The organism is Luteimonas sp. RIT-PG2_3 (genome assembly GCF_054902115.1).
Genome location: NZ_JBUBPF010000006.1, coordinates 79661 through 104648 on the forward strand (window position 1 = coordinate 79661; position 24988 = coordinate 104648).

The following is a 24988-nucleotide window of genomic DNA, read 5'->3' on the forward strand; positions in this document are numbered from 1 at the left end:
GACGAAAACGAGCAGGCCAACAGAGTGACTGGCACGCAAGTTAATGGACATACTCCCCCAGTCGCTGGGTCAAGTTGGCATTGGCGGCGGCATCCAGCCCAGCGCGCAACTCCGCTGCATGCGCACCGTCGCGACGTATCGCCTCGGCGACGGAACTGGAAAACCTGAAATATTTTCCGCCGTCCAAGCCAGCGCGAAACACCAGCTCTGCCGGCAACTGCCATGACTCGCTGACGGGACGCAATTCCACAGGCGGCAAGCGACGATCCCGAACAATCACCCAAGGCACCTGCTGGCGTTCCGCGCTCTCCTGATTGGCAAACCCGAGCGCGCCATAGGCATGCGACAAGGCTGGCAGATGGTCTCCAAAGAAAAGCAGGACGAAAGGTCTTTTATTCTGCTCCAACCTGCCCACAAGCCGCGCCATTTCCGCATCCGCATTGCGCAGGTGGTACAGGTAGTTACGAAGCTCTAGTTCCGCACTGCCATCCAATCCGGCCGGCAAGTCAATCGCCTTCCAGGCTTCAGGATCCGCTATGCCAGACTGTTCGGGGTCGGCCGTGTAAGGCCCATGGTTCTCGATGCTGATAGCAACGACGAACCTCGGCTCGCTGCTCGATTCGATCTCTTCCAGGATGAAATCGGTCATCGAATGATCGGAGTACCAGTTTCCATCACGCTTCGCGCGCCCACGAAACTGCCTCGAAGTGATGAACTTGTCGATCCCCATCGCCTTGTACGTGTTGGTTCGATTCCAGAACGAGCCCGCATTGCCGTGGATGGCCACCGTCCCGTACCCATTCGCACGCAAGACAGCGGGCAACCCTGGAATCGATTTCCGACTCAGGCTGACGTAAGGGTAGTAGGCACCGGGGAAAGCCGACACGGGCATGCCGGTCAACACTTCGAACTCCGTCCTGACAGTGCCACCACCGTAAGTGGGAACCGCCATCATCCCCCCGCCGCCCTCTCCCATCAGGCGCCTGACATGGGGAATGCTGTCACTGACCCCCGCCATGCCAGACATCCCAATGGGATCCATGAAGGATTCGCTCAATACCACCACGACGTGAGGCAACAGCTCGTCCCCTGCATTGCCAACAACCGCTGCACTTTCGGCGGGCAGCAGCTCGATGCCACGTCGCAATGCAGCGGCGTCAACGTCAAATGTCATATTCGACGTCTTCAAATGGCTGTAGATGATGCTTCCGGTCAGACCACTTCGAAGTACTGCCGTCGTCAGGTTCAACGGCGAAGGACGAATATTGCGCTCGCTGTATATCGACGTCCATGGCTGTATCGCGGCATACAGTGCCAACAGCAACAGGATCGACACAACACCCCCAAGCCCCCTGAGTACAAGCCCCACTCTGGAAGTTGGGCCTACCCATCTCCTCTCGAGGACAAACAGGACAACGAACAAGGAAATGCCACCCAGCAAGGCAAGGATCGTTGTGCCAAGCTTGGGAATGTAAAGCGAGAACAGCTCGATCGACGCACGATCCATGCTGGTCAGGAAGTAGAGATCCTGCAATGCGACGGGATCTCCCAGGATCGCCATCTTGAGCCGTGAAGCGATGCAGGCCAGCGCATGAAGCGCCGCCACGACGAGAATCGAGAAGAGCGCGCGCCGGGTCACAGCAGTCAAGGCCGTAGCCACGACCAAGCCAAGCAAGCTGTTCCTCAACAGGGAATGCAACCCCCAGTACGCCCATGGCTCCACGGTGATCGACCATCGGTCCACCCACCATGCACCCAGGATGTAGCCGATCCAACAGGACACGCACACCAGCAAATAGGCGCAACGAAAAAAAAGTGTCCTGCGCTTCTGCGACACTCCGGAAGGGCTGGCTGAGTCTGGCGATTCGCTCATGTTGGCCTTACGAGAGCAGGAACGGGCGTACCCGTCGAACTGATGCGGCACGACCATCGAGACTGCGGGACCAGGCACGCCAGACGCGCCAAGATACTAACACCCCTGCGGGCGCAAGCAAAAAGCGAACACGATGGACGCCAGATCGGCTTCGCCAGCATGACAGGAGCCTGAACACAAAGGTCAGCTCTCGAAGTGCGGAACGCCCCGCAAAAAGCTGACCCTCCGTATCACAACGATGGCACTATTGCCAACGCAATGGCCATGCGCGGCCACTAGCGCAGTATCGGGTCAGCACCGTCAGAGTCAACTGCCCGGCCCGAACAAAACCCCGCCTTGGCCATGAATACGGCCCCCGCTGCCGAGATCGGAGCGATAGATTTAGCAAACAGTTGCCCGCCACCTTCCTGGCGCAAGGGGTATACCCTCAAGTCGCCCCGTCTCGTGTCTCCCACAATCGAAACCGGGCTTGATGACCATTCGATTACGGCGCCCCCCCAACTTGGGTCGCCCGGTGCTGGCGGAGCGCCACTTTGCCACAAGTGCGGAGAGCGCCCCACCCGACCCAAGGCGACCTCCACGGAAAACCAGACCGGAACGGACCGAACAGACTCGAAGAAAACCAACTTCTCACAGGTTTTGATTCCACTTATGATGCCCCTTACCCCCAAGAGCTGGAAATGGTCATGACCGATTTCAGGTTCGAAGCATGGAAAGACAGGGAAGGCAGCGAATCTCTACGCGACGCCTGGATCGCATCCAATGAGCAATCGCAGCACCCCGATGGTTTCAGATTGGATGGCACTTGCGGCCTGTGCGGTGAAGCCACCAGATTCTCCTTTCCGGATGGCGTCGAAAGCAGCAATGCCGACCCTCGCGAGAACCTCATCTGCGCCCAATGCCGACAGTGCTCGCGCATCAGGGCAGGACTCGAGCTACTGCGTACCGCGACTGATACGGGCACCGCTCAAACACGCGTTTACATCACCGAACAGGTGACCCCAACTTACGCATGGCTGCAGAACAATCTGGCGGCATCGATTCTGGGAAGCGAATTCGAACCAAGCTGGTGGCGCAGAAGAAAGCTTGCGATGAAGCTCAAGCAACTCGGGGGAAAGGGCACCGTCCACTACCAGGACGTCACGCAACTGAGCCTGGGAACGGCCTCGCTGGATGCGATCGTGACATTCGACGTGCTCGAACACGTCCCCGATTATCTCGCTGCGATCAAGGAGTTCGCACGCGTCCTCAAGCCAGGAAGGACTTGCGTTGCGACATTCCCTTTCACGGACGGTCCGGACACCATCACTCGCGCAAGAATGACCTCTTCAGGCGAGATCGAGCACCTTCTGGAGCCCGAGTACCACGGCGACCCCATCAGTGGAGGCGTCCTTTGTTACTACCACTTTGGCTGGGACATCCTGGACCGCTTCCGGGAGGCGGGCTTCAGCCGGGTCGAGATGATCATGCCCTGGGGACACCAACGCGGCTATTTCTATGGCCTGTGGACCCTTGTCGCCACCCGCTAACGTTCAAGGGCGCAAACCAGACGCGGAAAGGCCTGCGGCCCCCGGGGCATCATCCATCTTCGCAGGCTATGTCCTCAGGCGGCATGACCCGAGAGAAAAACTCGAGCACGGGCCGCAAGTCTCCTCCAGGGCAGAACAACCCCAAGGGAATCCCCGCGCCCGCTGCGGCCTGCAGGTCGGTCAGGCTGTCACCGACAAGCACCGAAGCCGACATGTCCAGGCACCAGTCCATTTCCGCCTGTTTCAGCATGCCGACACCCGGCTTCCGGCAAGAGCACTCGACCCGCAGAGATCCCATGCCGGCACTCGGATGATGGGGGCAGTAGTACGTGGCAGACAACGGGCACGCCCTCTGTTCGAACTCACGATGCAGCCAATTGGTATAGGCGACGAAATCTTCCTCGCTGTAATAGCCCCGGACGATGCCAGCCTGGTTCGTCACTACGATCAAGAGATAGCCGGCATCGTGCGCCGTACGCGCCAGCTCAAAAATCCCCGGCACCCAGCGCGTCTGCCCTGGTGTATGCACATAGCCGAGATTGATGTTGATGATGCCATCTCGATCCAGGAAGAGCGCGCGTCGCCGAACCTGCTCCGCACCTCCCCCCTGGGCATCCAACCGAACGCCCGTGCCCAGGATGGCAGGCCGAACAAGCGTATTCATGCACCGACCCGGGCGAAAAGTCCCTGCGCCCGCAAGTAGTCCTCGGGGACGCCAATATCGATGAAATCACTGGTCAGGCCATCGCCGGATACGCGCCCATCGCGAGCCCAGGGCCTCAGCACTCGATCTTCGAAAGAGAATGCCAGCTCGCCGGGCAGCGCCGCGATGCCTGCCCCGGTGAGGAAGTAGCTGCCCGCATTGATCCAACCATCCCCGCCAACGCCCTTCTCGACGAAACCGGTCACCAGGCCATCCTCCACTTCGACGGCGCCGTAGCGCGCGACATCGTCGACATGGGCAAGCGCCATGCCAAGCAGTGCATCTTTCGCCGCTGTCGCCAACTCCAGCCGGCCAGGCTGGTAGACCAGGTAAGTATCGCCATTGGCCAGGTGGACACCGTGCCCCCCGGCCAGCGAGGTCGCTCGCCGGATCGCCCCGCCCGTACCCAGCGGAGCGGGCTCGTCGGAGTACACCACCTCCATGCCAGCCCAGCTATCGCCAATCGCCTCATGCACCTGCGCGCCACCATGCCCCGTGGCCAGGATGATCCTGCGCATGCCTGCCCGCGCATAGCCATCCAGGAGATAACCCAGGAATGGACGCCCGGCGACGGGCGCCAAAGGCTTGGGCACGTTTGGCACTGTCGCCCGCAACCGCGTCCCCAGCCCCCCAACCAGGACGATGACGTCGGTCGCGATCATCGCGGAAACATCTCGCTCTCGATCAATCCGCAGAGCAGGTGCCCGATGAACTCGTGCCCCTCCTGGATACGAGGCGTCTCGTCCGAAGGGACGCGGAAGCATATGTCGCAACGCGACTGCATATCGCCGCCACCGATCCCGGTGAAGCCGATCACCTTGACGCCTTTGGCTTCCGCGGCATCAATCGCTCGCAGGATGTTCTTGGACCTGCCTGACGTTGAAATTGCAACCAGGACATCGCCTTCCTGGCCAAGCGCTTCGACCTGACGGGCGAACGTGTAGTCATACCCGTAGTCATTGCCGATCGCCGTGATGATCGATGTATCGGTGGTCAGAGCGATCGCGGGCAAACCCGGGCGGTCATAGTAGAACCTGCTCACGAGCTCGCCAGCCCAATGCTGGGCATCTGCAGCACTGCCGCCGTTTCCGGCGAACAAGATCTTTCCTCCGGAGCGCAGAGCGTCAACACATAGGTTCACGGCATTGACTATATCTGCGGACAACTCCGCATCAACTGCCATAGCATTGAAGTTCGCGAGCAGCTTATCAAACTCACGAGAAATGAAGTCTTTCATATAATCTTCCAAGAACTCGCACCATTCTGAGTAAAGCTGGCGTCGTAGACCGCGCCATCCATAGATTCAAGCGCGCGAACAAGCTTTACTCGATCACAAGGCTCGCAAAGGAACATCATAAACCCCCCGCCGCCTGCACCCGATACCTTTGTCGCGACCGCACCATTTCGCTTGGCGACTTCTTCAATGCTATCAATCATCGCATTACTTATGCTGGCCGCACTCTGTTTCTTAGCCAACCATCCAGCCTGCATCACCTCGCCAAAGCGTCGCAGATCACCTCTCAACACAGCCTCTTTCATTCGCGTTGCCTCTTCTTTCAGTCGATGCATCGCATCCAGGGAGTCACTGCGGCCCTCCTGGATATTCCTCGATTGCTCATCGATAATCTGCGCCGAAGAACGTGACACCCCTGTAAAATATAGGACTAGACTTGATTCCAATTCCGCCCACACCCAGTCTTTTATGCGAAGAGGGTTCACAATAACCCTGTCGTCAGAGTAAAACTCCATGAAATTAAAGCCACCAAAGGCCGCGGCATACTGATCCTGCTTGCCTCCGGACAAACCAAGATCCTTGCGCTCGATGTCATATGCAAGATGCGCTATTTCATACTCGCCCATCGGCAGGTCAAAGTACTCAGCAAAGGCCGCTACTAGAGCCACAACCATTGTTGACGATGAGCCCAACCCAGAACCAGGCGGCGCGTCAGAACTCGTACGAATCCTAATGGCCGGTGAACGCCCCCCTAGGTGCTGGGAAACGATTCGGCGATAAACTCCTTTCATGAGTTGCAAAGGACCAGGAGCTAGATCAGAGCTCTCTGGCCTCATACTCTGCGAGATATCCGCATCAAGCGAATGAAATAGAACGAATCCATCTGGCGAAGCGTCGATCGTCGCGTATGCGTACTTATTGATAGTGACATTCATTACAAAGCCGCCATACCGGTCACAGAATGGCGAGACATCCGATCCACCCCCTGCGAGTCCCAGCCTCAATGGTGCCCTAGACCGTACGATCATGTCGTAACACCTCAACATCAAGAATTCGACGCCAGTACGCAATCATGTCGCTGAGCGTAACTCCAATATCTATTTTTTGCGTCCATCCAGTACAGGAAACTAGGCGAGAGGAGTCCCCAAAAATCACCTTCTCATCGCTGGGCCGAAGAAGAGCCGAATCCGTTTCAACGGTAATAGGAACGCGAGCCATTGAAACCACCCGCTCCACCAACTCCCGAATCTGATACGTTTTCGATCCACTGACATTGTAGACACCGCCCGCCTCGCCATTCATGGCAAGCAATTCCAATGCAGCAGCCAAGTCACGCACATCAGTAATCGCGCGCCAAGTCTCCTGATTGCCAACTTTCAAAATCGCAGGAATCTGTCCTGCCTCGATCCTAGCCACTCGCTGAGTGAGATCCGCACAAACATCTCCTGATTTACGCGCCCCCGTGGTGTTGAATATGCGCGCACAAACGCTTCGTATTCTCCAGTTTGACCAATATTGAAGCGCCAGCATCTCGGTGGCAACTTTGCTGATCCCGTATGGATGCAGAGGGCGCAAGGGGTGCTCCTCTCTTACCGGAATATCGGTCGCGGCCACCTCTCCGTACTGTGCGCTGGAGCAAGCCACGACGACAACTGGATCGATCCCGGCAGCGCGAACTGATTCGAATACGTTGGCGGTTCCCAGCACATTGGTATCGAGGGTCTCCAACGGGGACGCCCACGACAGGGCAGGATAACTCTGAGCAGAAAGAAGATAGATCACATCAGGACGAAATCCCGCAATCACGGAATCCGTCTGCTCACGGTACCTTATATCGACGCGAACCAAGCGATCTTGAAATGAAGCCCAATCCCTGGCATCGATCGTAGGGTTGTAACTCGTCCCCAACACATCATGCCCCGCCGAGATGGCGCGCTCCGTCAAGTAACTTCCTACAAAACCAGTGGCACCTAGAACGAGTACTTTCATTTTCTTGCCCTCAGATCCTTTCCTTGAACCGCTCTATTTTCACGCGCCTGGAGTGGACATCGGCGTACTCGCTCGGATCCACGTCAATCGACACAACATTCCAGAGGGCCTTTTCCGAAAATCTAGCCCTGGCAAATTCCTGCGCAGCAGCCGAAACACGCGACCACTCGACATCATCCCGCAGCAACTTCAACACTTCGTCAGCGAAGCCTTTTGGCGAATCACTCACCGCAAGGAAATGCAATGCAGTATCCAGGCCTTGCGCGCCAGCACCCGATGTCACAATCGGGACACCGAAGCGCATCGCCTCCACAACCTTTCCCTTCATGCCACCGCCATAGCGCAGAGGCGCCACCACTACTCGACTACTCATGTAGAAATTTGCAAGCTCTTCGTCGCTCACGAAGCCAGCAACACGAACCGCCGGGCCAGCCAGCTCACGAACGGCCTCCGTCGGATTAGAACCGACCAAATGCAGCCTTAGGTTCGGCTCCGCAGCAAGAATGATCGGCAGAACCTCGTGGACAAACCAGACCGCTGCATCGCCATTGGGCCCATGACTGAAGCCTGCCACAAAGAGAAGATCCGACCGATCAGCCAAGTTTCCTTCCGGCTCTTCGGGAAAACTGTCGAACGCATAGACGGGAATCGTGAACGTCTTGGTCGACGTCAACTCCTTGGAACGCAACCAATCCTCAACAAAGCGAACCTCGAGATCTGAAGGGTAGTAGATGGTATCCACCAAACTCCACACCTTTTCCTCTAGGGCTTTCATTTTCTTCATCTCCAGATGAAGACCTTCATCCCACCCATTCACATCAATCTGTGCAGACAATCGAGCATGATGGATGTCATGCCCGTAATAAATCAGGGGGGCGTCCGTGAATCGCCTCAGAGAATCGACAAACTGCACGGAAATATGCGGTCGACTCAGCAAGACATAGTCGATGCAAGCACCGTTTTCTCGAATCCATTTATCGAAATTGCCGCCGTACTCGGGACCATACATGACCTCGACTCCCGCTTCCTGCAAACGGGGCGTGTACACAGGATCGAACCAAAGATTTTCTGGCCACAACTTGACTGACATCCCCATCTTCTGGAAGAGCGACATGAACTGACACATCGTCCTAGAGCCCGCATCACGATCACCTTGCGGAACGTAGTGATCAATCACCAAAATAGTTTTCTTGAGTTGTGACCTATCCCGAGCAAGAAAAGGAAGCTCTGCATTAACGAATTGTTCTCGCTCAAGAACGGACCGCCAGCGCTCGAGGAACTTCGCCTGATTGGTCACCTGATGCGCTTTTACTCCACTCCCGGTATCTGTGCCGTGTGACACGCCCTCATGATGAACGACGACGGAGCGGGGCTGAAGATAAACCTTGCCCCCCCGTTGACGAATACGGAATGCCAGGTCGGTGTCTTCGCAATAAGCAGGAAGGAAGTGCGTATCAAAGCCTCCCATATCCTCTAGTAAAGCACGCGGAACCATGATGGCTGCACCGGATACGTAGTCAACCTCATGCAGATAGTTGTATCGCGACTCCGAAGGATCTCCCAACCTACCAAAGTTCCAAGCGCTCGCGTCCGACCAGACAATACCCCCGGCCTCCTGCAACCTTCCGTCTGGATAGATCAACTTGGAACCCACTAGGCCAGCATCATCATTGGCACGAAACACATCAACCAATGCATCAAGCCATCCTTCAGTAACTTCGGTATCGTTATTTAGATAGCAAACGAATTCACCACGCGCCAACTGAAGGGCGCTGTTGCACGACAACAGGAACCCCAAGTTCTTCGCGTTCTTGTGAAATCTCAGCCCGGGAACTCGCGCCAAAAGGTCAATACCGGTATCGCCGGACGCATCCTCGACGACTATCACCTCAAAACTCGCCTCAGCCCCCCACTTGGAAACGGATCTCACGCACGCGAGGCTGTAATTTAAATTCCCGTAAGTCGGAATAATTATGGAAACAACAGGATCTTTCACGATATCAAACGACACCTCCGAGAGCGCCCGATCGCCATCGGCCTCAACCGCCACAAGCGAGAGATTCTCCACAGGAAGAACATCCCCTCTGGACTTTCGCATCAACCAGTTCTTCACCGGCACCCGAAGAGCCCTTGATATCGATAACCGGGACCAGGCGGAGTTTCGAAGAGAAGCAACGACCGCCCCCCACTCTCCGCGAGCCATTCTTCCCATAAAACGCAAGGGGCGTGTCCACAACCAAGAACGCGACTTAAGAATCTCGACCAGCGTTCGCTCAAGATCGCGATTGACCTGCTGAGCCCTTTTTAAATCCTGTCTTTTCTCGAGAATCTCCGACTCGTACCCAGACAATCTTGATTTCAGAGAATCGGTCTCGAGAGCCGCCGCCTCTTCTAGAGCAGCCATGCGCCTCCTTCCCAGGAAGCGCTCCTCTTCACTTTCCCTCTGAAGGGCAACCACACTTTCATGCAGCGACGCTAGCTGGCTCGACAGCTCTTCTGCCAAGCCATTCCTAGCTTCAAGAACAAGCTGCTGCTCTGAATAGCTCTTTCCAAGCGCTGCCAGTTCTTCATTCAAGCTGGCCGCCCACACCCCTCTTTCTTCATGTTGCTTGGAAAGCTCGCCGTATCGATGACGGACAGTCGCCAGCTGTTCATTCAAATCGATCGCCCATACCCCTCTCTCTTCATGCTGCTTGGAAAGCTCGCCGTATCGATGACGGACAGTCGCTAGCTGTTCATTCAAATCGATCGCCCATACCCCTCTCTCTTCATGCTGCTTGGAAAGCTCATCATATCGATGACGGACAGCCGCCAGCTCAGCATCCAATGCTTGCCCCCATTCAACAATTGATTGCCGCTCTTGTCGCAAGACTTCATGGCGGTCTCGAATCTCTTCGAACTGTTTTTCAGCGGAAAGAGCCCAGTTAACGCACTCCTGAGCGTGGAGCTGTTCTTTATGGACAACTTCGCCCAAACGATTAATCTCCCTGTCAAGAGACTGGGCCCAGCGAGCAACTTCGCGATGCCGCTGATAGAGGTCTTCACACTCGGAGTGAAGCACGGAAGGCTCCATCTTCGGTAGAAATACTTCCTCGCTCGAGGCAAGCGCAATGTAATACACAGGATCAACAAGCCTCGGCGAGCGCTTCTCGACGGAGATCCCAGTATCCGATAATGGACGCATCGTTTCGTACTGAATACCAAGGTCAGCGCCTGAGATAGTCGAAGCGACTGCCAAACGGTGCCCGAACATCTTTACAGCAGGAAACCTTTTCACGAGAAGAGCTGTTAGCTCTTCCAACTCAAGCTCTTTTAGATGAAACTCATTGTGATGCCCCGACTGTTCCGAATATACTTCTTTGTTAGGCGAGGAAATAACAAGAAATCCGTCGGGCCTCAGCACTCGCTTGATTTCATCGAGCATTTGCTCCTGCTCGATCAGATGCTCAATCGTCTCGAAAGAGACCACCACATCGAAACTCCCCGCTGCAGCTGGAATTTCAGCAGCAGACCCTCTAACAAAACTCAAATTCCCCCTTCCGCCGTACTTTTCCAAGGCATGCGCGACAGCCTCGCCACTGATGTCCACGCCGAGGACAGATCTCGCGGTTTCGGCCAACATCGAGCTTCCGTACCCTTCCCCGCTGGCAATGTCCAGCACATCCAAGCCTGCGACAGCGGGAAGACACCACGCATAACGATGCAGGTGCTCTTGCCTGATCTCGCCATGCTCCGTTGGCACGAACCTTTCACCGGTGAATTCCATCATGACTCGACAACCCCTGCCTCGATGGCGAGCATGGGAAGTCCGACCAGCCCGTGTCGCATCGTTTCATCCATTGCCCTGAATTCAAGCGCATCGTGAATCCAGTGCTGCTGTGTATGTTCGGCCTGATCGCCTGATGCCACTGCGACATCTACCATATAAGACCCTGAAGGCATGATCGGCATGCGGAATGTAAATGCCGCCCGCAATCGCGCGCCCGCCTTTCCCGAGAGAGGCGATTTCCTGTAGGCAAAAAATGTGTTGTCGCCGAACAAGCGCTGCCCCAAACGATCTTTCACGTAGAACCCGACGATGAGATCCTGGAGGTCCTCGATCAATCGAACATCGACGGACAGCCTGACGACTTCACCACCTTCGAGAACCGAGATTCGCTGCCCAGCCTGGTCACACAGCTGGACGTGCTCGATACGGGCCCCTCGTGCACCGAACTCCATCCCCAGCATCTCGGCGTCGAACTCGAAAATCGCCATGCGATTGAGCACGCCCGCCTCCTTGAAGTCGTCGGCACGAAAATCCGGCGCGTCCGCCCGGACGGCACGTTGGCCCGCTTTCACTTCGACGCGCCCGCCGGCATCTTGCCTGGACACGACGTGCTGCTCCGTCATGTAGGCCTCCATGACATCCTGCGAGGCTCCCTGCAAGCGAAGCACGCCATTCTCCAGCCACACCGCTCGCTCGCACAAATTCACCACGGCAGCGGCATCATGGCTCACGAACAACAGGGTTCCTGTTTCCTTGAATTTCCTCAGGAAGCGCATGCACTTCTGGGAGAAAAAGGCGTCGCCAACGGCCAGCGCTTCGTCGATGATCAGGATTTCCGCATCCACGTGCGCCATCACGGCGAATGCAAGCCGGACTGCCATCCCGCTTGAGTAGCTGCGCACGGGCTGATCGATGAATTCCCCGATCTCGGCAAACGCCAGGATGCTCTCCATCCTTGCTTCTATCTGGTCTCGCCGCATGCCCAGGATCGCGGCATTCAGGTACACGTTCTCCCTGCCGGTGAACTCGGGATTGAAACCGCTCCCGAGCTCAAGCAAGGCTGCCACGCGCCCTTTGACGCCAACGGTTCCAGTCGTTGGCGTCAATGTTCCGGCAATCATTTGCAACAGCGTCGACTTGCCGGAGCCATTCCGGCCAATGATGCCGACCGTCTCGCCACGCCGGACATCCAACGAGACATCACGAAGTGCCCAGAAATCGCGGTAGAACGACTTCCTCTTGCCCATCAGCGACTGCCATAACCGATGCGATGGACGCTCGTACATGTGGTAAGACTTTCCGCAACCCGCGACCGAGATCACGACGTCGGCCTCCATCGGCGAAGAATCAGAGCACATCGGCAAACCCCTTGCGGAGCTTCTGGAAGAGCGCGTGCCCCGCAATCGCCACGGCGACCGCTATCAGGCTATACACTCCAAGCGCCGACCAGTCGGGCATTCGCCCCCAGATGACCACTTCGCGCACCTGGTTGATGATCAAGGTAAGCGGATTGAGCTCGAAAACGATCCGATAACTCTCGGGAACGGCCTCGACGGGGATGATGGCGGAAGACAGGAACAACGCGGCGGCCGCGACTACGCCAGCGATCTGACCGATGTCGCGCAAGAAAACACCCAGCGCTGAGAGGATCCAGACGATCCCTACGTTGAGGATCAGCAACGGCAGCAGGACGATCGGCAACAGGAATGATGTCGCATGCAACCCACCGCCCCAGAACCATTGCATCAACAACAACACCACGATGTTCATGCAGAGATGAAAGGCTGCGGAAAACACCATGCTCCAACCCAGCACATCCAGGGGAAAGACCACGCGTTTGACGTATGACGCATTGCCCACGATCAGCTGGGGAGCCCGCGTCAGGCACTCCGCGAAGAAGCCGTGCGTCGTCAATCCTGCAAAAAGCACGAGGGCGAAAGCAGTCGTCGATCCTGACGTCCCTGGCCAGCGACTCTTCATGATGAAGCCAAATGCCAGGGTATAGACCAACAGCATCAGGAACGGACTGATCAGGGACCACAACAGCCCGAAACTTGCACCACGATAGCGCCCCAAAACCTCACGACGCGTTAGTTCGAATGCAAGTGATCGATGCATTCCGAAGGCCGATAGCAGACTCAAGTCATTATTCCTTGGCAAGCGACTTCTTGATATCGACCAGCAGATCCCCCAAATCCTCCACCCCCACGCTCAACCGCACCAGGTTGTCGGAAATCCCCAACACCTCCCGTCGCTCAATCGGGATCGATGCATGCGTCATCACTGCAGGATGATTGACCAGGCTTTCGACACCACCGAGTGATTCGGCCAGGGTGAACAGTTCGGTGCGTTCGCAGAAGCGCTTGGCCGCTTCGAACCCGCCCTTGATGCGGATCGAGATGATGCCGCCGAAGCCGTCCATCTGGCGCTTGGCCAGCGCGTGGTGCGGGTGTGTGGGCAGCCCGGGATAGATGACGTCTTCGATCGCGGGGTGCGTCTGCAGGAATTCGGCCAGCGCCTGGGCGTTTTCGCAGTGCGCTTTCATGCGCAGGTGCAGCGTCTTCAGGCCGCGGAGTGCGAGGAAGCTGTCAAACGGCCCCTGGACCGCGCCGATCGAGTTCTGCAGGAAGGCCAACTGCTCACCGAGCTCGCTGTTGTCGCCGACCACCAGCATGCCGCCGACCATGTCGGAGTGGCCGTTGAGGTACTTGGTCGCCGAGTGCATGACGACGTCGGCACCATGCTCCAGCGGCCGCTGCACGATTGGCGAGGCGAAGGTGTTGTCGACGACGACGAGCAATCCGCGCTTGTGCGCGATGTCGGCGACGGCGCGGATGTCGACGATCTTCAGCATCGGGTTCGTCGGGGTCTCGATCCAGACCAGCTTGGTCTTCGACGTGAACGAGGCTTCGAACGCAGCCAGGTCGGTCAGATCGACGAAGCTGAAGTGGAGACCAGCACTGCGCCGGCGTACGCGTTCGAACAACCGGTAGCTGCCGCCGTAGATGTCGTCCATTGCGACGACGTGATCGCCGCTGTCGAGCAGTTCCAGCAGGGTCGACGTCGCGGCCATGCCGGAAGCGAAAGCGAAGCCGCGGGATCCGCCCTCGAGTCCGGCCACGCATCGCTCGTAGGCGAAGCGCGTGGGGTTGTGCGTGCGCGAATACTCGAAGCCCTGGTGCACGCCAGGGCTGGCCTGGGCATACGTCGAGGTCGCGTAGATCGGTGGCATCACCGCGCCCGTGCTCGGGTCGGGAGATTGGCCGGCGTGGATGGCCTTGGTCCCGAGCCCCCACTGCGCCGTGTCGGCCGCGTTACGGTCGTCGGTCATGGGTTAGAAATCCATTCAAACAGGGCATGGATTCTAGCACCGGGCCAACGTCGCCCCGCCGCTTCCGACGACCCGCAGGCCGACTGTTCAGCGGCGGCTGGCCACGGCCCGGGCGGCAACTATCTGCCGCCTGAATAATTGTCGCCAGCGCATCCGTTATGCGGCCCACATCACAGGATCTTCACTGGACCCTGCGGCGCAGCCAATTCAGCAGGTCGATCCGGGTAATCAGACCGAGGAAGCGCGGACCGTCGACGATGATCGCGACATGGCCGCGATCGAAGACCGGCAGCAGGGACTCCACCGGGGATTTGACATCGAGGATGTCGAGTTTGCGGACCATCGCGGTTGCGACCGGGTCGCGGAACAGGGTTTCATCGCCATAGACGTGCAACAGCACGTCGCTCTCGTCGAGGATGCCGACGATCTGGTCGCCCTCCATCACTGGCAGCTGGGAGATCTCGTAAAGCTTCATGCGCTGGTAGGCGGTGACCAGCAGGTCGGTCGGCGCCAGCACCACGGTATCGCGCTGGGAATACGGTCGCAGGATCAGGTCACGCAGGTCGCCATGCTGCTCGCGCTCGATGAAGCCGTTGTCGAGCATCCAGTAATCGTTGTAGAGCTTACTGAGGTACTTGTTGCCGGTGTCGCAGACGAAGACCAGCACCTTCTTCGGCGTGGTCTGCGCGTGGCAGTATTTCAGTGCAGCGGCCAACAAGGTGCCGGTCGAGGAGCCGCCGAAAATGCCTTCGGCACGCAGCAGTTCGCGCGCTGCGAGGAAGCTCTCCTGGTCGCTGATGGCGTAGGCCTGCTTGACGCGGCTGAAGTCGGAGATCGACGGCAGGAAATCCTCGCCGATGCCCTCGACCAGCCAGCTGCCGGACTTCTCGCTGAGCGTGCCTTCGTTGATGTATTCGGCCAGGATCGAGCCAACCGGATCGGCCAGCACCATCTCGATGCCGGGGGCATGCTCGGCGAAGCAGCGCGACAGGCCGGTCATCGTGCCCGAGCTGCCACAGCCGAAGACGATCGCGTCCAGCCCCCCGACCTCGGCCATCTGCCGCAGGATCTCGGGGCCGGTGCCGAACTCGTGCGCGGCCGGGTTGTCCGGGTTGCCGAACTGGTTGATGAAATAGGCGCCAGGGGTCTCGCTGGCGATACGCTCGGCCAGGTCCTGGTAGTACTCGGGATGCCCCTTGGCGACGTCGGAGCGGGTCAACACGACCTCGGCCCCCATGGCCTTGAGGTTGAAGATCTTTTCGCGGCTCATCTTGTCAGGTACGACAAGGACCAGCTTGTAGCCCTTCTGCTGCGCCACCAGCGCCAGGCCGATACCGGTGTTGCCGGCCGTGCCTTCGACCAGGGTCGCGCCGGGTTGGATGTCGCCGCGCCGCTCGGCGGCTTCGATCATGCTCAGGCCGATGCGGTCCTTGATGGAGCCGCCGGGATTCTGGCTTTCCAGCTTGAAGTACAGCTCGCAAACGCCGGCATCGAGGCGCTGGGCCTTGACGATGGGCGTATCGGCCACGAGTTCGAGGACGGAGTTGCGGATGGGCATGCTGGCAGTCGCGGGCTTGGAAAGTGGCGCGATTATCGCATTGCCACGCTGACGGGACATGCACCGGCACATACGCCCCCGAAACAGCACGCTGGCGGCGGTGACCGACGAGGATGGCCACCGCCGCCAGCGACTAGAACACCTGATCAGCGGCTCCGGCAGGAGTACTGGAAAGGCTCGCTTCGTTCAGTGAGGCGCCGATGGCGTTCACTGACGCTGTCGCTTGTCGAAACAAGACGGGTTGAACTGCACTGCCCGGCGGGTGCCGTAGCAGCCTGGAACAGAAGCAGTTTGGAACAGAACTCGTTGGAACAGAAACGGGAATTGTCGGAGATAAGGGGGAGTGGAGTCCCGCCGGCCGCCCGCTCACAGGGCCGCCGGCAGCCCTGCAGCGGTCAGTGCTGGAGGGTGTCGTAAAGCCGGGTCAGGCGATCCTTGGCCGCAAGCTTTTCACGCTTCATCTGGGTCAGGGTGACGTCGTCGATGGGCAGGACGCCCAGGTCCGCATCCATCACCTTCTTGTTGAGTTCCTTGTGCCGTTGGTACAGCTGCTTGAATTCGCTGTTGCCCTTGATCAGCACGTCCAGTTCCGCCTGTGATTGCCCTTCAAACATGGATTCCTCCTGGCTGAAATGCGAACGCCCCGGCCATTTACGGCACGGGGCGCTTTTCGTGTGACACCAGACCGCGAACACCCGACCCTTCACCCACCCGATCCGCCCGGATCTGTGATCCGTAGGCGGTCCGGCTTGGCAGGTCAGAAGTTTCTGTCATGGGTCTGGCTCTGGTCTCCAGGACGGCTTGCGAAAGAATGTCTGCCGCCTGGATAACCGACCCTACTCTTCCCGATCACGGCCGGCAAGGGCATCCCGCAAAGTCCTGATCTGACGCCGATGGAGGGATTCAGCTTGACGTATTCAGGATCTGGATTGCGCAGATCGATGCTTGGCCAGGCACGAAAAAACGTGCGCAACGCATTGAATTAATTAAATTTTAATAACAGCGCTGACGCTCGACGATGGCCAGCCGTGCGTCCGGCGATCGCTCAGCGCTTGTTGCCGCTGTCGTTCTCCAGGCTCTTCATCAAGGCCTCTTCCTGGCGCTTGAGTTCGGCCGCCCGTTGGCGGGCAGCGCGCAGCTTGGCGGCCTGGTCGCCGGCCACGCCCTGCAGCACGGTCTCGGCCTCCTGACGGGCGGCGGCTTCCTCTTCGGCTGCCTGGCGCAGACGCTGGGCCTCCTCAGCCTGGATCTGCGCCTGGACGCGCAGGCGCTCGGCTTCCTGGCGCGCGCGCGAAGCTTCACGACGACTGGCTTCGACCAGCAGCTCGCTGCGTTCGCGATCGAGTCGGTCGATTTCGCGCCGGGTGACCTGGGTCTGGACGGCGATTTCGGCCGCTTCGACCCGCCATTCGGCGACCTGCAGCGCATCGGGGCGCGCCTTGCTGCGCGCCTGCACCAGGGCATCGATGGCCTGCCGCGCCTGCAGCCGCTCATAGGAGGCCAGGGCATTCAGGCTGGCGTCGGCCTCGATGACCTGAAGCCGCTGCGACAGGCGGGCCGCGTCGGGGTTGGGGGCATCGGCCGCAGAGGCCATCGGCGCGCCGGCCAAAACCAGGGCGGCCAGCAGGCCCGAGGCCACGGCACGCGGGACGATCAGGCGGGGAAATCTCGAACGGGTGGTCATGGCGAAGCGTCTCCCTGGAGGCGGCGGCGCAGATCGTTGATCTCGTTGCGGCGCTGCGCAAGCTCGGTATTGGCGGCCGCGTCGCGGCTGCGCGCATTGGCAAGGTCGGCGGCGGCGGCGGCGCGATTGGCCAGCCCCCGTGCCTCCTCCTGCTTCCCAGCCGCCATTGCCGACTGTGCCTGCGACAACAGCGCCTGTGCGCGGCTGAGTTCGTCACCGGCGTACTGGTCGGCGTCGGCATCGACCGCACGCGCTAGCGACTGCTGCGCGGCGTTCAATTCCGAGGTCGGCGGCGGCAGCGTCGCGCAAGCCGTGAGCGCCAGCACGCATCCGAACACCGATGCCTGCAGCAGCGAACCAAATTGTGCGAAGCTTGCTCTCATTGGGGGTCCGTGCGGGTTGTGGGTTGCCCGGACATTGTCATCAGCCGCGGCCCGGATCGCAATGATCGCGCGCCGTCATTGGGGGTTTGTACATGGACATCGGCTATTTCCTGAAGCTGATGACGGAAAAGAATGCGTCCGACATGTTCCTCACCACGGGTGCGCCGGTCTATATCAAGGTCGAGGGCAAGCTGTATCCGCTGGGCAACACCGGGCTCCCCCCCGGCATGGTCAAGAAGATCGCCTATTCGTTGATGGACGAAGGCCAGGTCTCGCAGTTCGAGCGCGACCTGGAACTCAACATGGCGCTGTCGCTGCAGGACTCCGGCCGCTTCCGCGTCAACGTGTTCAGGCAGCGCGGCGAAGTGGGCATGGTGATCCGCGCGATCCGCAGCGCCATCCCGACCATCGAGGAACTGCAGCTGCCGCAGGTGCTCAAGGAGATCATCATGGCCCCGCGTGGGCTGGTGCTGATCGTGGGCTCCACCGGATCGGGCAAGTCGACCACGCTGGCATCGATGATCGACCACCGCAACAGCAACACGCCCGGGCACATCCTCACCATCGAGGATCCGATCGAGTACCTGCACCGGCACAAGAAATCCATCGTCAACCAGCGCGAGGTCGGGCTCGACACCCATGCCTTCCACAATGCGCTGAAGAACGCGATGCGCGAGGCGCCGGACGTCATCCTGATCGGCGAAATCCTCGATGCGACGACGATGGAGGCAGCGATCGCCTTCGCCGAGACCGGTCACCTGTGCCTGGCGACACTGCACTCCAACAATGCCGACCAGACGATCGAGCGCATCCTCAATTTCTTCCCCGAGGCCGCGCACAAGAACGTGCTGATGAACCTGGCGCTGAACCTCCGCGCGGTGGTGTCGCAGCGCCTCGTGGTCGGCATGGACAACCGCCGGATGCCGGCGACCGAAGTCCTGCTCAATACGCCGATGATCCGCGACCTGCTGCGCCGCGGCCAGGTGCACGAAATGAAGCAGGCGATGGAGGAGTCGCTGGAAGGTGGCATGGAAACCTTCGACCAGTGCCTGTTCCGCCTGTACAAGGAAGGCCGCATCGAGCGCGAGACCGCGCTGCGCGCCGCCGACTCACGCGATGGCCTGGACCTGAAGTTCCGGCTGTCCGAAGGCGGCAGCGGCGAGCACGATCCCTATGCCGAGGTGTTTTCCTGACAGCCCGGCCTCATCGCACGGACGCTCGAGCCTGCTGACGCGCGACCGGCGCAAGCGGCGATACGAAGCCCGCGAGCGGGATCAGGCCGCGGCGTCGGGCTGGCGTTCCGGACGCGCCGCATCGAATGCAGGCAAGGCCAGACAGGCCCGCTCGATCCGCGCGATCGCCGGATAGACCGCCATGTCCACGCCGAACCTGCGGGCGTTGTAGACCTGCGGCACCACGCAGCAGTCGGCCAACGTGGGTGACGACCCGATACAGAAGTCGCCTGCCTGCCCGTGTTGCAGCAGCGCTTCGAGCGCATTGAAGCCCTCCACGACCCAATGCCTGACCCAGACGTCGCGCTCGGGCTGCGGGACGTTCCAGTCGCGCTCGAGGAATTGCAGCACGCGCAGGTTGTTCAACGGGTGCACGTCGCAGGCAACGAGTTGCGCCATCGCGCGCACGCGCTGCCGGGCGACCGCATCCCCGGGCAGCAATGCCGGCGTCGGCCACTGCTCGTCGATGTATTCCAGGATCGCCAGCGACTGGCGCAACGACTGCCCGCGATGCTGCAGCACCGGCACGAGTTTCTGCGGATTGGTGGTGGCGTACGCAGGCGTGTGCTGCTCGCCGCCATCGCGCACCAGGTGGACGGGAACGATGTCGTACGCGAGCCCCTTCAGGTTGAGCCCGATGCGCACGCGATAGGCGGCGCTGGAACGCCAATAGGAATACAGGCTCAACGACTCGGTCACGGTGCGCTCCCCCTGAGCGGCTTTGCGGCTGTGCGGCAGCGGCGGCGATAGCAGCCGCGCGCACGTGAACACGATAGCCCGATCCGCAGGGACACGGCACACCGCTGGTCACCGCCAGCACGACGTCCAGCCATCAAGGGGTCGCTTGCTGCTCGATCCGCTGCTCGATGGCGCCAAAGATCGACTGTCCATCGCTGTCGAGCATCTCGATCCGCACGGTATCGCCGAAGGACATGAACGGCGTCAGCGCCTTGCCGTGCTCGAGCGTTTCGACGGTCCTGCGCTCGGCAAAACACGATGCGCCCTTGCTGGTGTCTTCATTGGCGATGGTGCCGGAGCCGACGATCGCGCCCGCGCCGAGCGGCCGCGTCTTTGCGGCATGCGCCACCAGTTGCGCGAAGTTGAACTGCATGTCGACCCCCGCTTCCGGGGCGCCGAACCATGCGCCATTGATATGGGTCAGCAGCGGCAGGTGCAGCTTGCTGTCGCGCCACGCATCGCCCAGCTCATCGGGCGTCACGAACACGGGACTCAAGGCAGACCGCGGCTTCGATTGCAGGAAGCCGAAGCCTTTCGCCAGCTCACCCGGGATCAGGTTGCGCAGCGAGACGTCGTTGACCAGGCCGACGAGCTGGATATGCGCGGCCGCCTGCGCGGGCGTCACCGCCATCGGTACGTCATCGGTGACGACGACGATTTCGGCTTCCAGGTCGATGCCGTAGTCCTCGCTGACCACGCGCACCGGATCGCGCGGCCCATGGAAGCCGGCGCTGGTGGCCTGGTACATCAGCGGATCGGTGTAGAAGCTGTCGGGCACCTCGGCGCCACGGGCGCGGCGGACGCGCTCGACATGCGGGAGGTAGGCGCTGCCATCGACGAACTCATAGGCGCGCGGTAGCGGTGAGGCGAGGTCGGAAAAGACCAGTGCGAACGCGCCGTCGGCCTCGCCGGCATTGAGCGCATCGGACAAGGCATTCAGGCGTGGCGCGAGGTTGGACCAGTCCTCCAGCGCGCGCTGCAACGTCGGCGCGATGCCGTCGGCACGCACGGCACGGGTCAGGTCACGGGAAACCACGATCAGGGTGCCGTCGCGCCCCCCTTCTTTCAGCGAACCCAGCTTCATCTGCCACTCCGGATCGCCCCTGCGGGCATACAGTTGCAAGTGTAACCAAATCAGCCAGCCGCCGTCGCCATCAGCCTTCGCTCTGGAAACCGCCGCTCCGGTATGTGACCACCAGGGTATCGCGATGGCCAGCCTCGTCGACCGGCTGGATCGGCGTGGACTCATGGATCACGCGGGCGTCGTCGAGGAACAGCAACGACCACGGCTCGGTCAGGGTGAACCGCTGGCCGTCGGGACCGTCAGCCTGGAAGACCCGCGTCTCCCCGCCCTTGATGCGTTCGCGCCCGATGAGGATCACCGCCACGAAATCGACGCCATCGCGATGCGCGCCTTCCGGCGTCGGCCGACCGATGCCATCGCTGGTGTCGATCCGGAACTGGTGGGCCTCGACATACCAAGGTTGGGCGCGGCTCAGCGCGGTGCACAGGCCGCCCAGCACCTGCAGCAGCGCCGTCCATGCGGGCTGCGACACCGTGTCCGGCCGAATCGGCTCGAACATGCGCTGCATGCCGCCATGCAGGGCGTTGTAGTCCTGCGACTGCCAATGCGCGCGATGCGGCACCTGCTGCACACCATCGGGCGCGGCGATGAAACAAGAATGCCGCCGGCTGCGATAGCGGCCGCCATCGCGCAGATAGGTATCGAGCGGAAGGTCGTCCCAGTCGTTGCGGAAGCGCTCGAAGGCGTCCAGCTCGACGCCGCACAACGCGGCCAGGGTCTGCGGCGCGACAATCGCGTAACCGCGGGCGCGCACATCGCGCAGGACCGACTCGGCCAGCGCGGGATCGGAAGGAAGTTCGGGAATCGTTTGCGGCAGGCTCATGATGCGGGCGCCCTCTGGTCACATGACAGATGTCGATGGTGGGCAGGCACCGATCTGGCTGTGACTGGACCGCTCCCGCAAACGCAAAAAACCCGCCATTGGCGGGTTTCGCGTCGTCGGGCCGCCAATCTGGCAACCGGACGCCTGTATGGCAGCCCCGGAAGGATTCGAACCTCCGAATGCCTGAGTCAGAGTCAGGTGCCTTACCGCTTGGCGACGGGGCTATGGAGCAATTGTAACCCGGAGGCAGCGATGCCTCCGGTAAAACCTGCAAGAAAAATCAGCGCTTCGAGAACTGCGTCGCGCGACGTGCCTTGTGCAGGCCGACCTTCTTGCGCTCGACTTCACGCGCGTCGCGGGTCATGAACCCGGCCTTGCGCAGTTCGGTCTTCAACGTTTCGTCGTACTCGACCAGCGCGCGGGCGATGCCCAGGCGGATCGCACCGGCCTGGCCGGTGGTGCCGCCGCCGGAAGCGGTGACGAGGATGTCGAAGCTCTCGGTGTTCTTGGTCAGCTCCAGCGGCTGGCGCACGATCATGCGCGCGGTCTCACGGCCAAAGAACTCGTCCAGCGGACGGTCGTTGACGGTGATGTTGCCGGTGCCCTTGCGCAGGAACACGCGGGCGGTGGAGGACTTGCGACGGCCGGTGCCGTAATTCTGGGAAATGGCCATGATCAGATATCCAGGACTTGCGGCTGCTGTGCGGCGTGCGGATGCTCGGCGCCCTTGTAGACCTTGAGCTTGCGGTACATTGCGCGGCCCAGCGTGTTCTTCGGCAGCATGCCCTTGACGGCGATCTCGATGACGCGCTCGGGATGGCGCTCAAGCGCCTGGCCCAGGGTCTCGGTCTTCAGGTTGCCGATGTGACCGGTGAAGCGGTGATACTTCTTGTCGGTCAGCTTCTTGCCGGTCACCACGATCTTCTCGGCATTGATCACGACGATGTAATCGCCGGTGTCGATGTGAGGGGTGAAAACGGGCTTGTGCTTGCCGCGGAGGCGGAGGGCGAGCTCGGAGCTCAGACGACCCAGCGTCTTGCCGGTGGCGTCGACGAGGTACCAGTCGCGCTGGACGGTCTCGTTCTTGGCGGTGAAAGTCTTCATGACGAAACTCTGGTACTCGTGAGTAGGTCGGGCTGGTTCCGGCCGGCGGTGCCGTCGGAAGGTTGCCTCGCGATGTAGGTGCGGGACGAAAGACGCGGAACTATACAGGTCCTTCCGCAGTGCCGCAAGTCCGGGCCAGCCCCGCCGGCGCCGGGCTGGCATCGCCGGCGCTTTGGCGCGACCATGCCCCATCCGCTGCGATCCGTCGGGCCTGCCCCGCTCCGCAGCCGTCCCAAGGAGTTCCTGCCCGATGGCGACCCCACGCCAGTACCACCCGCTCGACCATGTCCTGCTGGAGACCCAGCGCGCGCTGGAAACCGTGTTCGGCAACCCGCCGGCCACGCGCCCCAACCCGGCCCGCGACACCCCGGACGTCGAACTCAATGCCACCGAGCGCCGCCACGCCGCCGGACTGATGCGGATCAACCATGTCGGCGAAATCTGCGCGCAGGGGCTGTACTTCGGGCAGGCCGCGGTCGCCCGCGAGCCTGAAACGCGCGCCCACCTGCTGGAGGCGGCGCAGGAAGAAACCGACCACCTGGCCTGGTGCGCCGAACGACTGCGCGAGCTCGACAGCCGGCCCAGCCTGTTCAACCCGTTGTGGTATGCCGGTAGTTATGCCTTGGGCACGCTGGCCGGGCTGCGCGGCGACGGCTGGAACCTGGGTTTCGTGGTCGAGACCGAGCGCCAGGTCGAAGCCCATCTCGACGAACACCTGCAGACCCTGCCGGAAGCCGACCAGCGCAGCCGCGACATCCTGCGCAAGATGAAGGAAGACGAGGCCCGCCATGCCGACCATGCCGAACAGGCCGGGGCCCGGATCCTGCCGCAGCCGATCCCGTCGCTGATGGCGACGGCCTCCAAACTGATGAAAGCGGTCGCGTACCGGCTCTAAAGCCGGGAATCGGGAATCGCAAAAGCGGCTCTCCGATACGGAAACGGCCCCGCACGATGCGAGGCCGTTTCTGTTTGAAGCGATGGTGGGGATGCAAGGATCGCTTTTCCGATTCCCGATTCCCGGCCCTCCGTCAATCGACCAGGTTGCGCCCGTGGTAGAGCTCTTCGATCTCGCGGCGCAGGCGCGCCTCGATCTTCATGCGCTCCTTGAACGACAGGTTGCGGGCCTTTTCCTCGAACAGGTACTGGTCGAGGTCGAAGTCCTTCAGGTGCATCTTCGTGTGGAAGATGTTTTCCTGGTAGACGTTGACGTCCAGCATCTCGTAACGCGACTGGATGTTCTTGGCCAGGTAGTCCTGGATCGAGTTGATCTTGTGGTCGATGTAGTGCTTCTTGCCCTTGATGTCGCGGGTAAAGCCGCGCACGCGGTAATCGGCCACGACGATGTCGGACTCGAAGCTCTCGATCAGGTAGTTCAGCGCCTTCAGCGGCGAGATCACGCCGCAGGTCGCGACGTCGATGTCGGCGCGGAAGGTCGCGATACCGTTGTCCGGATGCGTCTCCGGATAGGTATGGACGGTGATGTGCGACTTGTCCAAGTGCGCGACCACGGCGTCGGAGATGACTTCCTTGCCGGCCGCCTTCTTGTCGATCACCGGCTCTTCGGAGATCAGGATCGTCACCGAGGCACCCTGCGGATCGTAATCCTGGCGCGCGATGTTGAGGATGTTGGCACCGATGATCTCGGCCACATCCGTCAGGATCTGGGTCAGGCGATCGGCGTTGTACTCCTCGTCGATATAGGCGATGTAGCGCTGTCGCTCCTCTTCCGAGACGGCATAGCAGACATCGTAGATATTGAAGGACAGAGCCTTGGTGAGGTTGTTGAAGCCCTGTAGCTTCAGGCGAGGCAGCGGTTTGACCACGATGGTGGATCCAGATCCGGCGGGCGAAGTGACAAATTATGCGGCAAACCACTGCAGAACGGTGACAGGGGATTTGCTACCGGTGCCACAACGTCCTAATCTCGGCGCTTCCCCCGTTCATACTCTTCATG

At 60.5% G+C, this 24988-nt stretch carries 23 protein-coding genes and 1 tRNA gene; 3 read left to right on the top strand and 21 right to left on the bottom strand.

Going from position 1 to position 24988, the window contains the following annotated elements:
- Positions 1–40: 40 nt before the first annotated feature.
- Positions 41–1873 (bottom strand): LTA synthase family protein, encoded by a 1833-nt coding sequence (locus ACYX7E_RS11495; protein ID WP_462080717.1) that lies wholly within the window; start codon positions 1871–1873, stop codon positions 41–43.
- Between the two features lie 686 nt (positions 1874–2559).
- On the opposite strand from ACYX7E_RS11495, the gene ACYX7E_RS11500 reads away from it, so the two are divergent.
- The gene (locus ACYX7E_RS11500) at positions 2560–3402 is read left to right on the top strand and encodes a methyltransferase domain-containing protein (protein ID WP_462080718.1); all 843 of its coding nucleotides are present in this window, start codon (positions 2560–2562) and stop codon (positions 3400–3402) included.
- Positions 3403–3451: 49 nt separating this feature from the next.
- On the opposite strand, the gene ACYX7E_RS11505 is transcribed toward ACYX7E_RS11500, so the two are convergent.
- The 13 genes from ACYX7E_RS11505 to ACYX7E_RS11565 all read right to left on the bottom strand — a co-directional run bounded on the left by ACYX7E_RS11505 (position 3452) and on the right by ACYX7E_RS11565 (position 18053).
- Complete coding sequence (locus tag ACYX7E_RS11505; RefSeq protein ID WP_462080719.1) at positions 3452–4066, bottom strand: D-glycero-alpha-D-manno-heptose-1,7-bisphosphate 7-phosphatase; 615 nt, start codon at positions 4064–4066, stop codon at positions 3452–3454.
- A complete protein-coding gene (locus ACYX7E_RS11510; protein ID WP_462080720.1) occupies positions 4063–4767 on the bottom strand; it encodes a sugar phosphate nucleotidyltransferase in 705 nt (234 codons plus the stop codon). Before ACYX7E_RS11510 ends, ACYX7E_RS11505 begins: the two co-directional genes overlap by 4 nt.
- Positions 4764–5342 carry a D-sedoheptulose-7-phosphate isomerase gene (locus tag ACYX7E_RS11515; protein ID WP_462080721.1) on the bottom strand — a complete coding sequence of 193 codons (579 nt, stop codon included), beginning with the start codon at positions 5340–5342 and terminating at the stop codon, positions 4764–4766. Before ACYX7E_RS11515 ends, ACYX7E_RS11510 begins: the two co-directional genes overlap by 4 nt.
- Positions 5339–6274: a GHMP family kinase ATP-binding protein gene (locus ACYX7E_RS11520; protein ID WP_462080722.1), complete on the bottom strand. Its 936-nt coding sequence runs from the start codon at positions 6272–6274 to the stop codon at positions 5339–5341. The genes ACYX7E_RS11515 and ACYX7E_RS11520 overlap by 4 nt, the downstream gene beginning before the upstream one ends.
- Before the next feature lie 76 nt (positions 6275–6350).
- Entirely contained in the window at positions 6351–7328 is a 978-nt protein-coding gene (locus tag ACYX7E_RS11525) for a GDP-mannose 4,6-dehydratase (protein ID WP_462080723.1), read from the bottom strand.
- Between the two features lie 10 nt (positions 7329–7338).
- Positions 7339–11094, bottom strand: coding sequence for a methyltransferase domain-containing protein (locus ACYX7E_RS11530; protein ID WP_462080724.1), 3756 nt, complete (start codon positions 11092–11094; stop codon positions 7339–7341).
- Positions 11094–12434: an ABC transporter ATP-binding protein gene (locus ACYX7E_RS11535; protein ID WP_462080725.1), complete on the bottom strand. Its 1341-nt coding sequence runs from the start codon at positions 12432–12434 to the stop codon at positions 11094–11096. The genes ACYX7E_RS11530 and ACYX7E_RS11535 overlap by 1 nt, the downstream gene beginning before the upstream one ends.
- Before the next feature lie 10 nt (positions 12435–12444).
- Complete coding sequence (locus ACYX7E_RS11540; protein WP_462080726.1) at positions 12445–13239, bottom strand: ABC transporter permease; 795 nt, start codon at positions 13237–13239, stop codon at positions 12445–12447.
- 4 nt (positions 13240–13243) lie between these two features.
- Positions 13244–14428 carry a cystathionine gamma-synthase gene (locus ACYX7E_RS11545; protein WP_462080727.1) on the bottom strand — a complete coding sequence of 395 codons (1185 nt, stop codon included), beginning with the start codon at positions 14426–14428 and terminating at the stop codon, positions 13244–13246.
- A 181-nt stretch (positions 14429–14609) separates the two neighbouring features.
- Positions 14610–15986: a pyridoxal-phosphate dependent enzyme gene (locus ACYX7E_RS11550; RefSeq protein WP_462080728.1), complete on the bottom strand. Its 1377-nt coding sequence runs from the start codon at positions 15984–15986 to the stop codon at positions 14610–14612.
- 395 nt (positions 15987–16381) lie between these two features.
- Positions 16382–16600 (bottom strand): YdcH family protein, encoded by a 219-nt coding sequence (locus tag ACYX7E_RS11555; RefSeq protein ID WP_462080729.1) that lies wholly within the window; start codon positions 16598–16600, stop codon positions 16382–16384.
- A 431-nt stretch (positions 16601–17031) separates the two neighbouring features.
- The gene (locus ACYX7E_RS11560; RefSeq protein ID WP_462080730.1) at positions 17032–17670 is read right to left on the bottom strand and encodes a hypothetical protein; all 639 of its coding nucleotides are present in this window, start codon (positions 17668–17670) and stop codon (positions 17032–17034) included.
- The gene (locus tag ACYX7E_RS11565; RefSeq protein WP_462080731.1) at positions 17667–18053 is read right to left on the bottom strand and encodes a DUF4398 domain-containing protein; all 387 of its coding nucleotides are present in this window, start codon (positions 18051–18053) and stop codon (positions 17667–17669) included. The genes ACYX7E_RS11560 and ACYX7E_RS11565 overlap by 4 nt, the downstream gene beginning before the upstream one ends.
- Positions 18054–18145: 92 nt before the next feature.
- Between ACYX7E_RS11565 and ACYX7E_RS11570 the strand changes: the two genes are divergently transcribed.
- Positions 18146–19246 (top strand): PilT/PilU family type 4a pilus ATPase, encoded by a 1101-nt coding sequence (locus ACYX7E_RS11570; RefSeq protein ID WP_462080732.1) that lies wholly within the window; start codon positions 18146–18148, stop codon positions 19244–19246.
- 81 nt (positions 19247–19327) lie between these two features.
- Here ACYX7E_RS11570 and maiA read toward each other — a convergent pair whose 3' ends face one another.
- The 6 genes from maiA to rplM all read right to left on the bottom strand — a co-directional run bounded on the left by maiA (position 19328) and on the right by rplM (position 23034).
- Complete coding sequence (gene maiA, locus ACYX7E_RS11575; RefSeq protein WP_462080733.1) at positions 19328–19984, bottom strand: maleylacetoacetate isomerase; 657 nt, start codon at positions 19982–19984, stop codon at positions 19328–19330.
- A 133-nt stretch (positions 19985–20117) separates the two neighbouring features.
- On the bottom strand, positions 20118–21107 hold the full coding sequence (locus ACYX7E_RS11580; protein ID WP_462080734.1) for a fumarylacetoacetate hydrolase family protein: 990 nt from the start codon (positions 21105–21107) through the stop codon (positions 20118–20120).
- A 70-nt stretch (positions 21108–21177) separates the two neighbouring features.
- On the bottom strand, positions 21178–21930 hold the full coding sequence (locus tag ACYX7E_RS11585) for a 2OG-Fe dioxygenase family protein (RefSeq protein ID WP_462080735.1): 753 nt from the start codon (positions 21928–21930) through the stop codon (positions 21178–21180).
- A 149-nt stretch (positions 21931–22079) separates the two neighbouring features.
- Positions 22080–22154, bottom strand: a tRNA-Gln gene (locus ACYX7E_RS11590).
- Positions 22155–22210: 56 nt separating this feature from the next.
- Positions 22211–22603, bottom strand: coding sequence for a 30S ribosomal protein S9 (gene rpsI, locus ACYX7E_RS11595; RefSeq protein WP_462080736.1), 393 nt, complete (start codon positions 22601–22603; stop codon positions 22211–22213).
- Between the two features lie 2 nt (positions 22604–22605).
- On the bottom strand, positions 22606–23034 hold the full coding sequence (gene rplM, locus ACYX7E_RS11600; RefSeq protein ID WP_462080737.1) for a 50S ribosomal protein L13: 429 nt from the start codon (positions 23032–23034) through the stop codon (positions 22606–22608).
- A 250-nt stretch (positions 23035–23284) separates the two neighbouring features.
- On the opposite strand from rplM, the gene coq7 reads away from it, so the two are divergent.
- Positions 23285–23929, top strand: coding sequence for a 2-polyprenyl-3-methyl-6-methoxy-1,4-benzoquinone monooxygenase (coq7, locus tag ACYX7E_RS11605; protein WP_462080738.1), 645 nt, complete (start codon positions 23285–23287; stop codon positions 23927–23929).
- 133 nt (positions 23930–24062) lie between these two features.
- Here the strand turns inward: coq7 and speD are convergent, their stop codons facing one another.
- The gene (gene speD, locus ACYX7E_RS11610; protein WP_462080739.1) at positions 24063–24857 is read right to left on the bottom strand and encodes an adenosylmethionine decarboxylase; all 795 of its coding nucleotides are present in this window, start codon (positions 24855–24857) and stop codon (positions 24063–24065) included.
- Positions 24858–24988 lie beyond the last annotated feature (131 nt).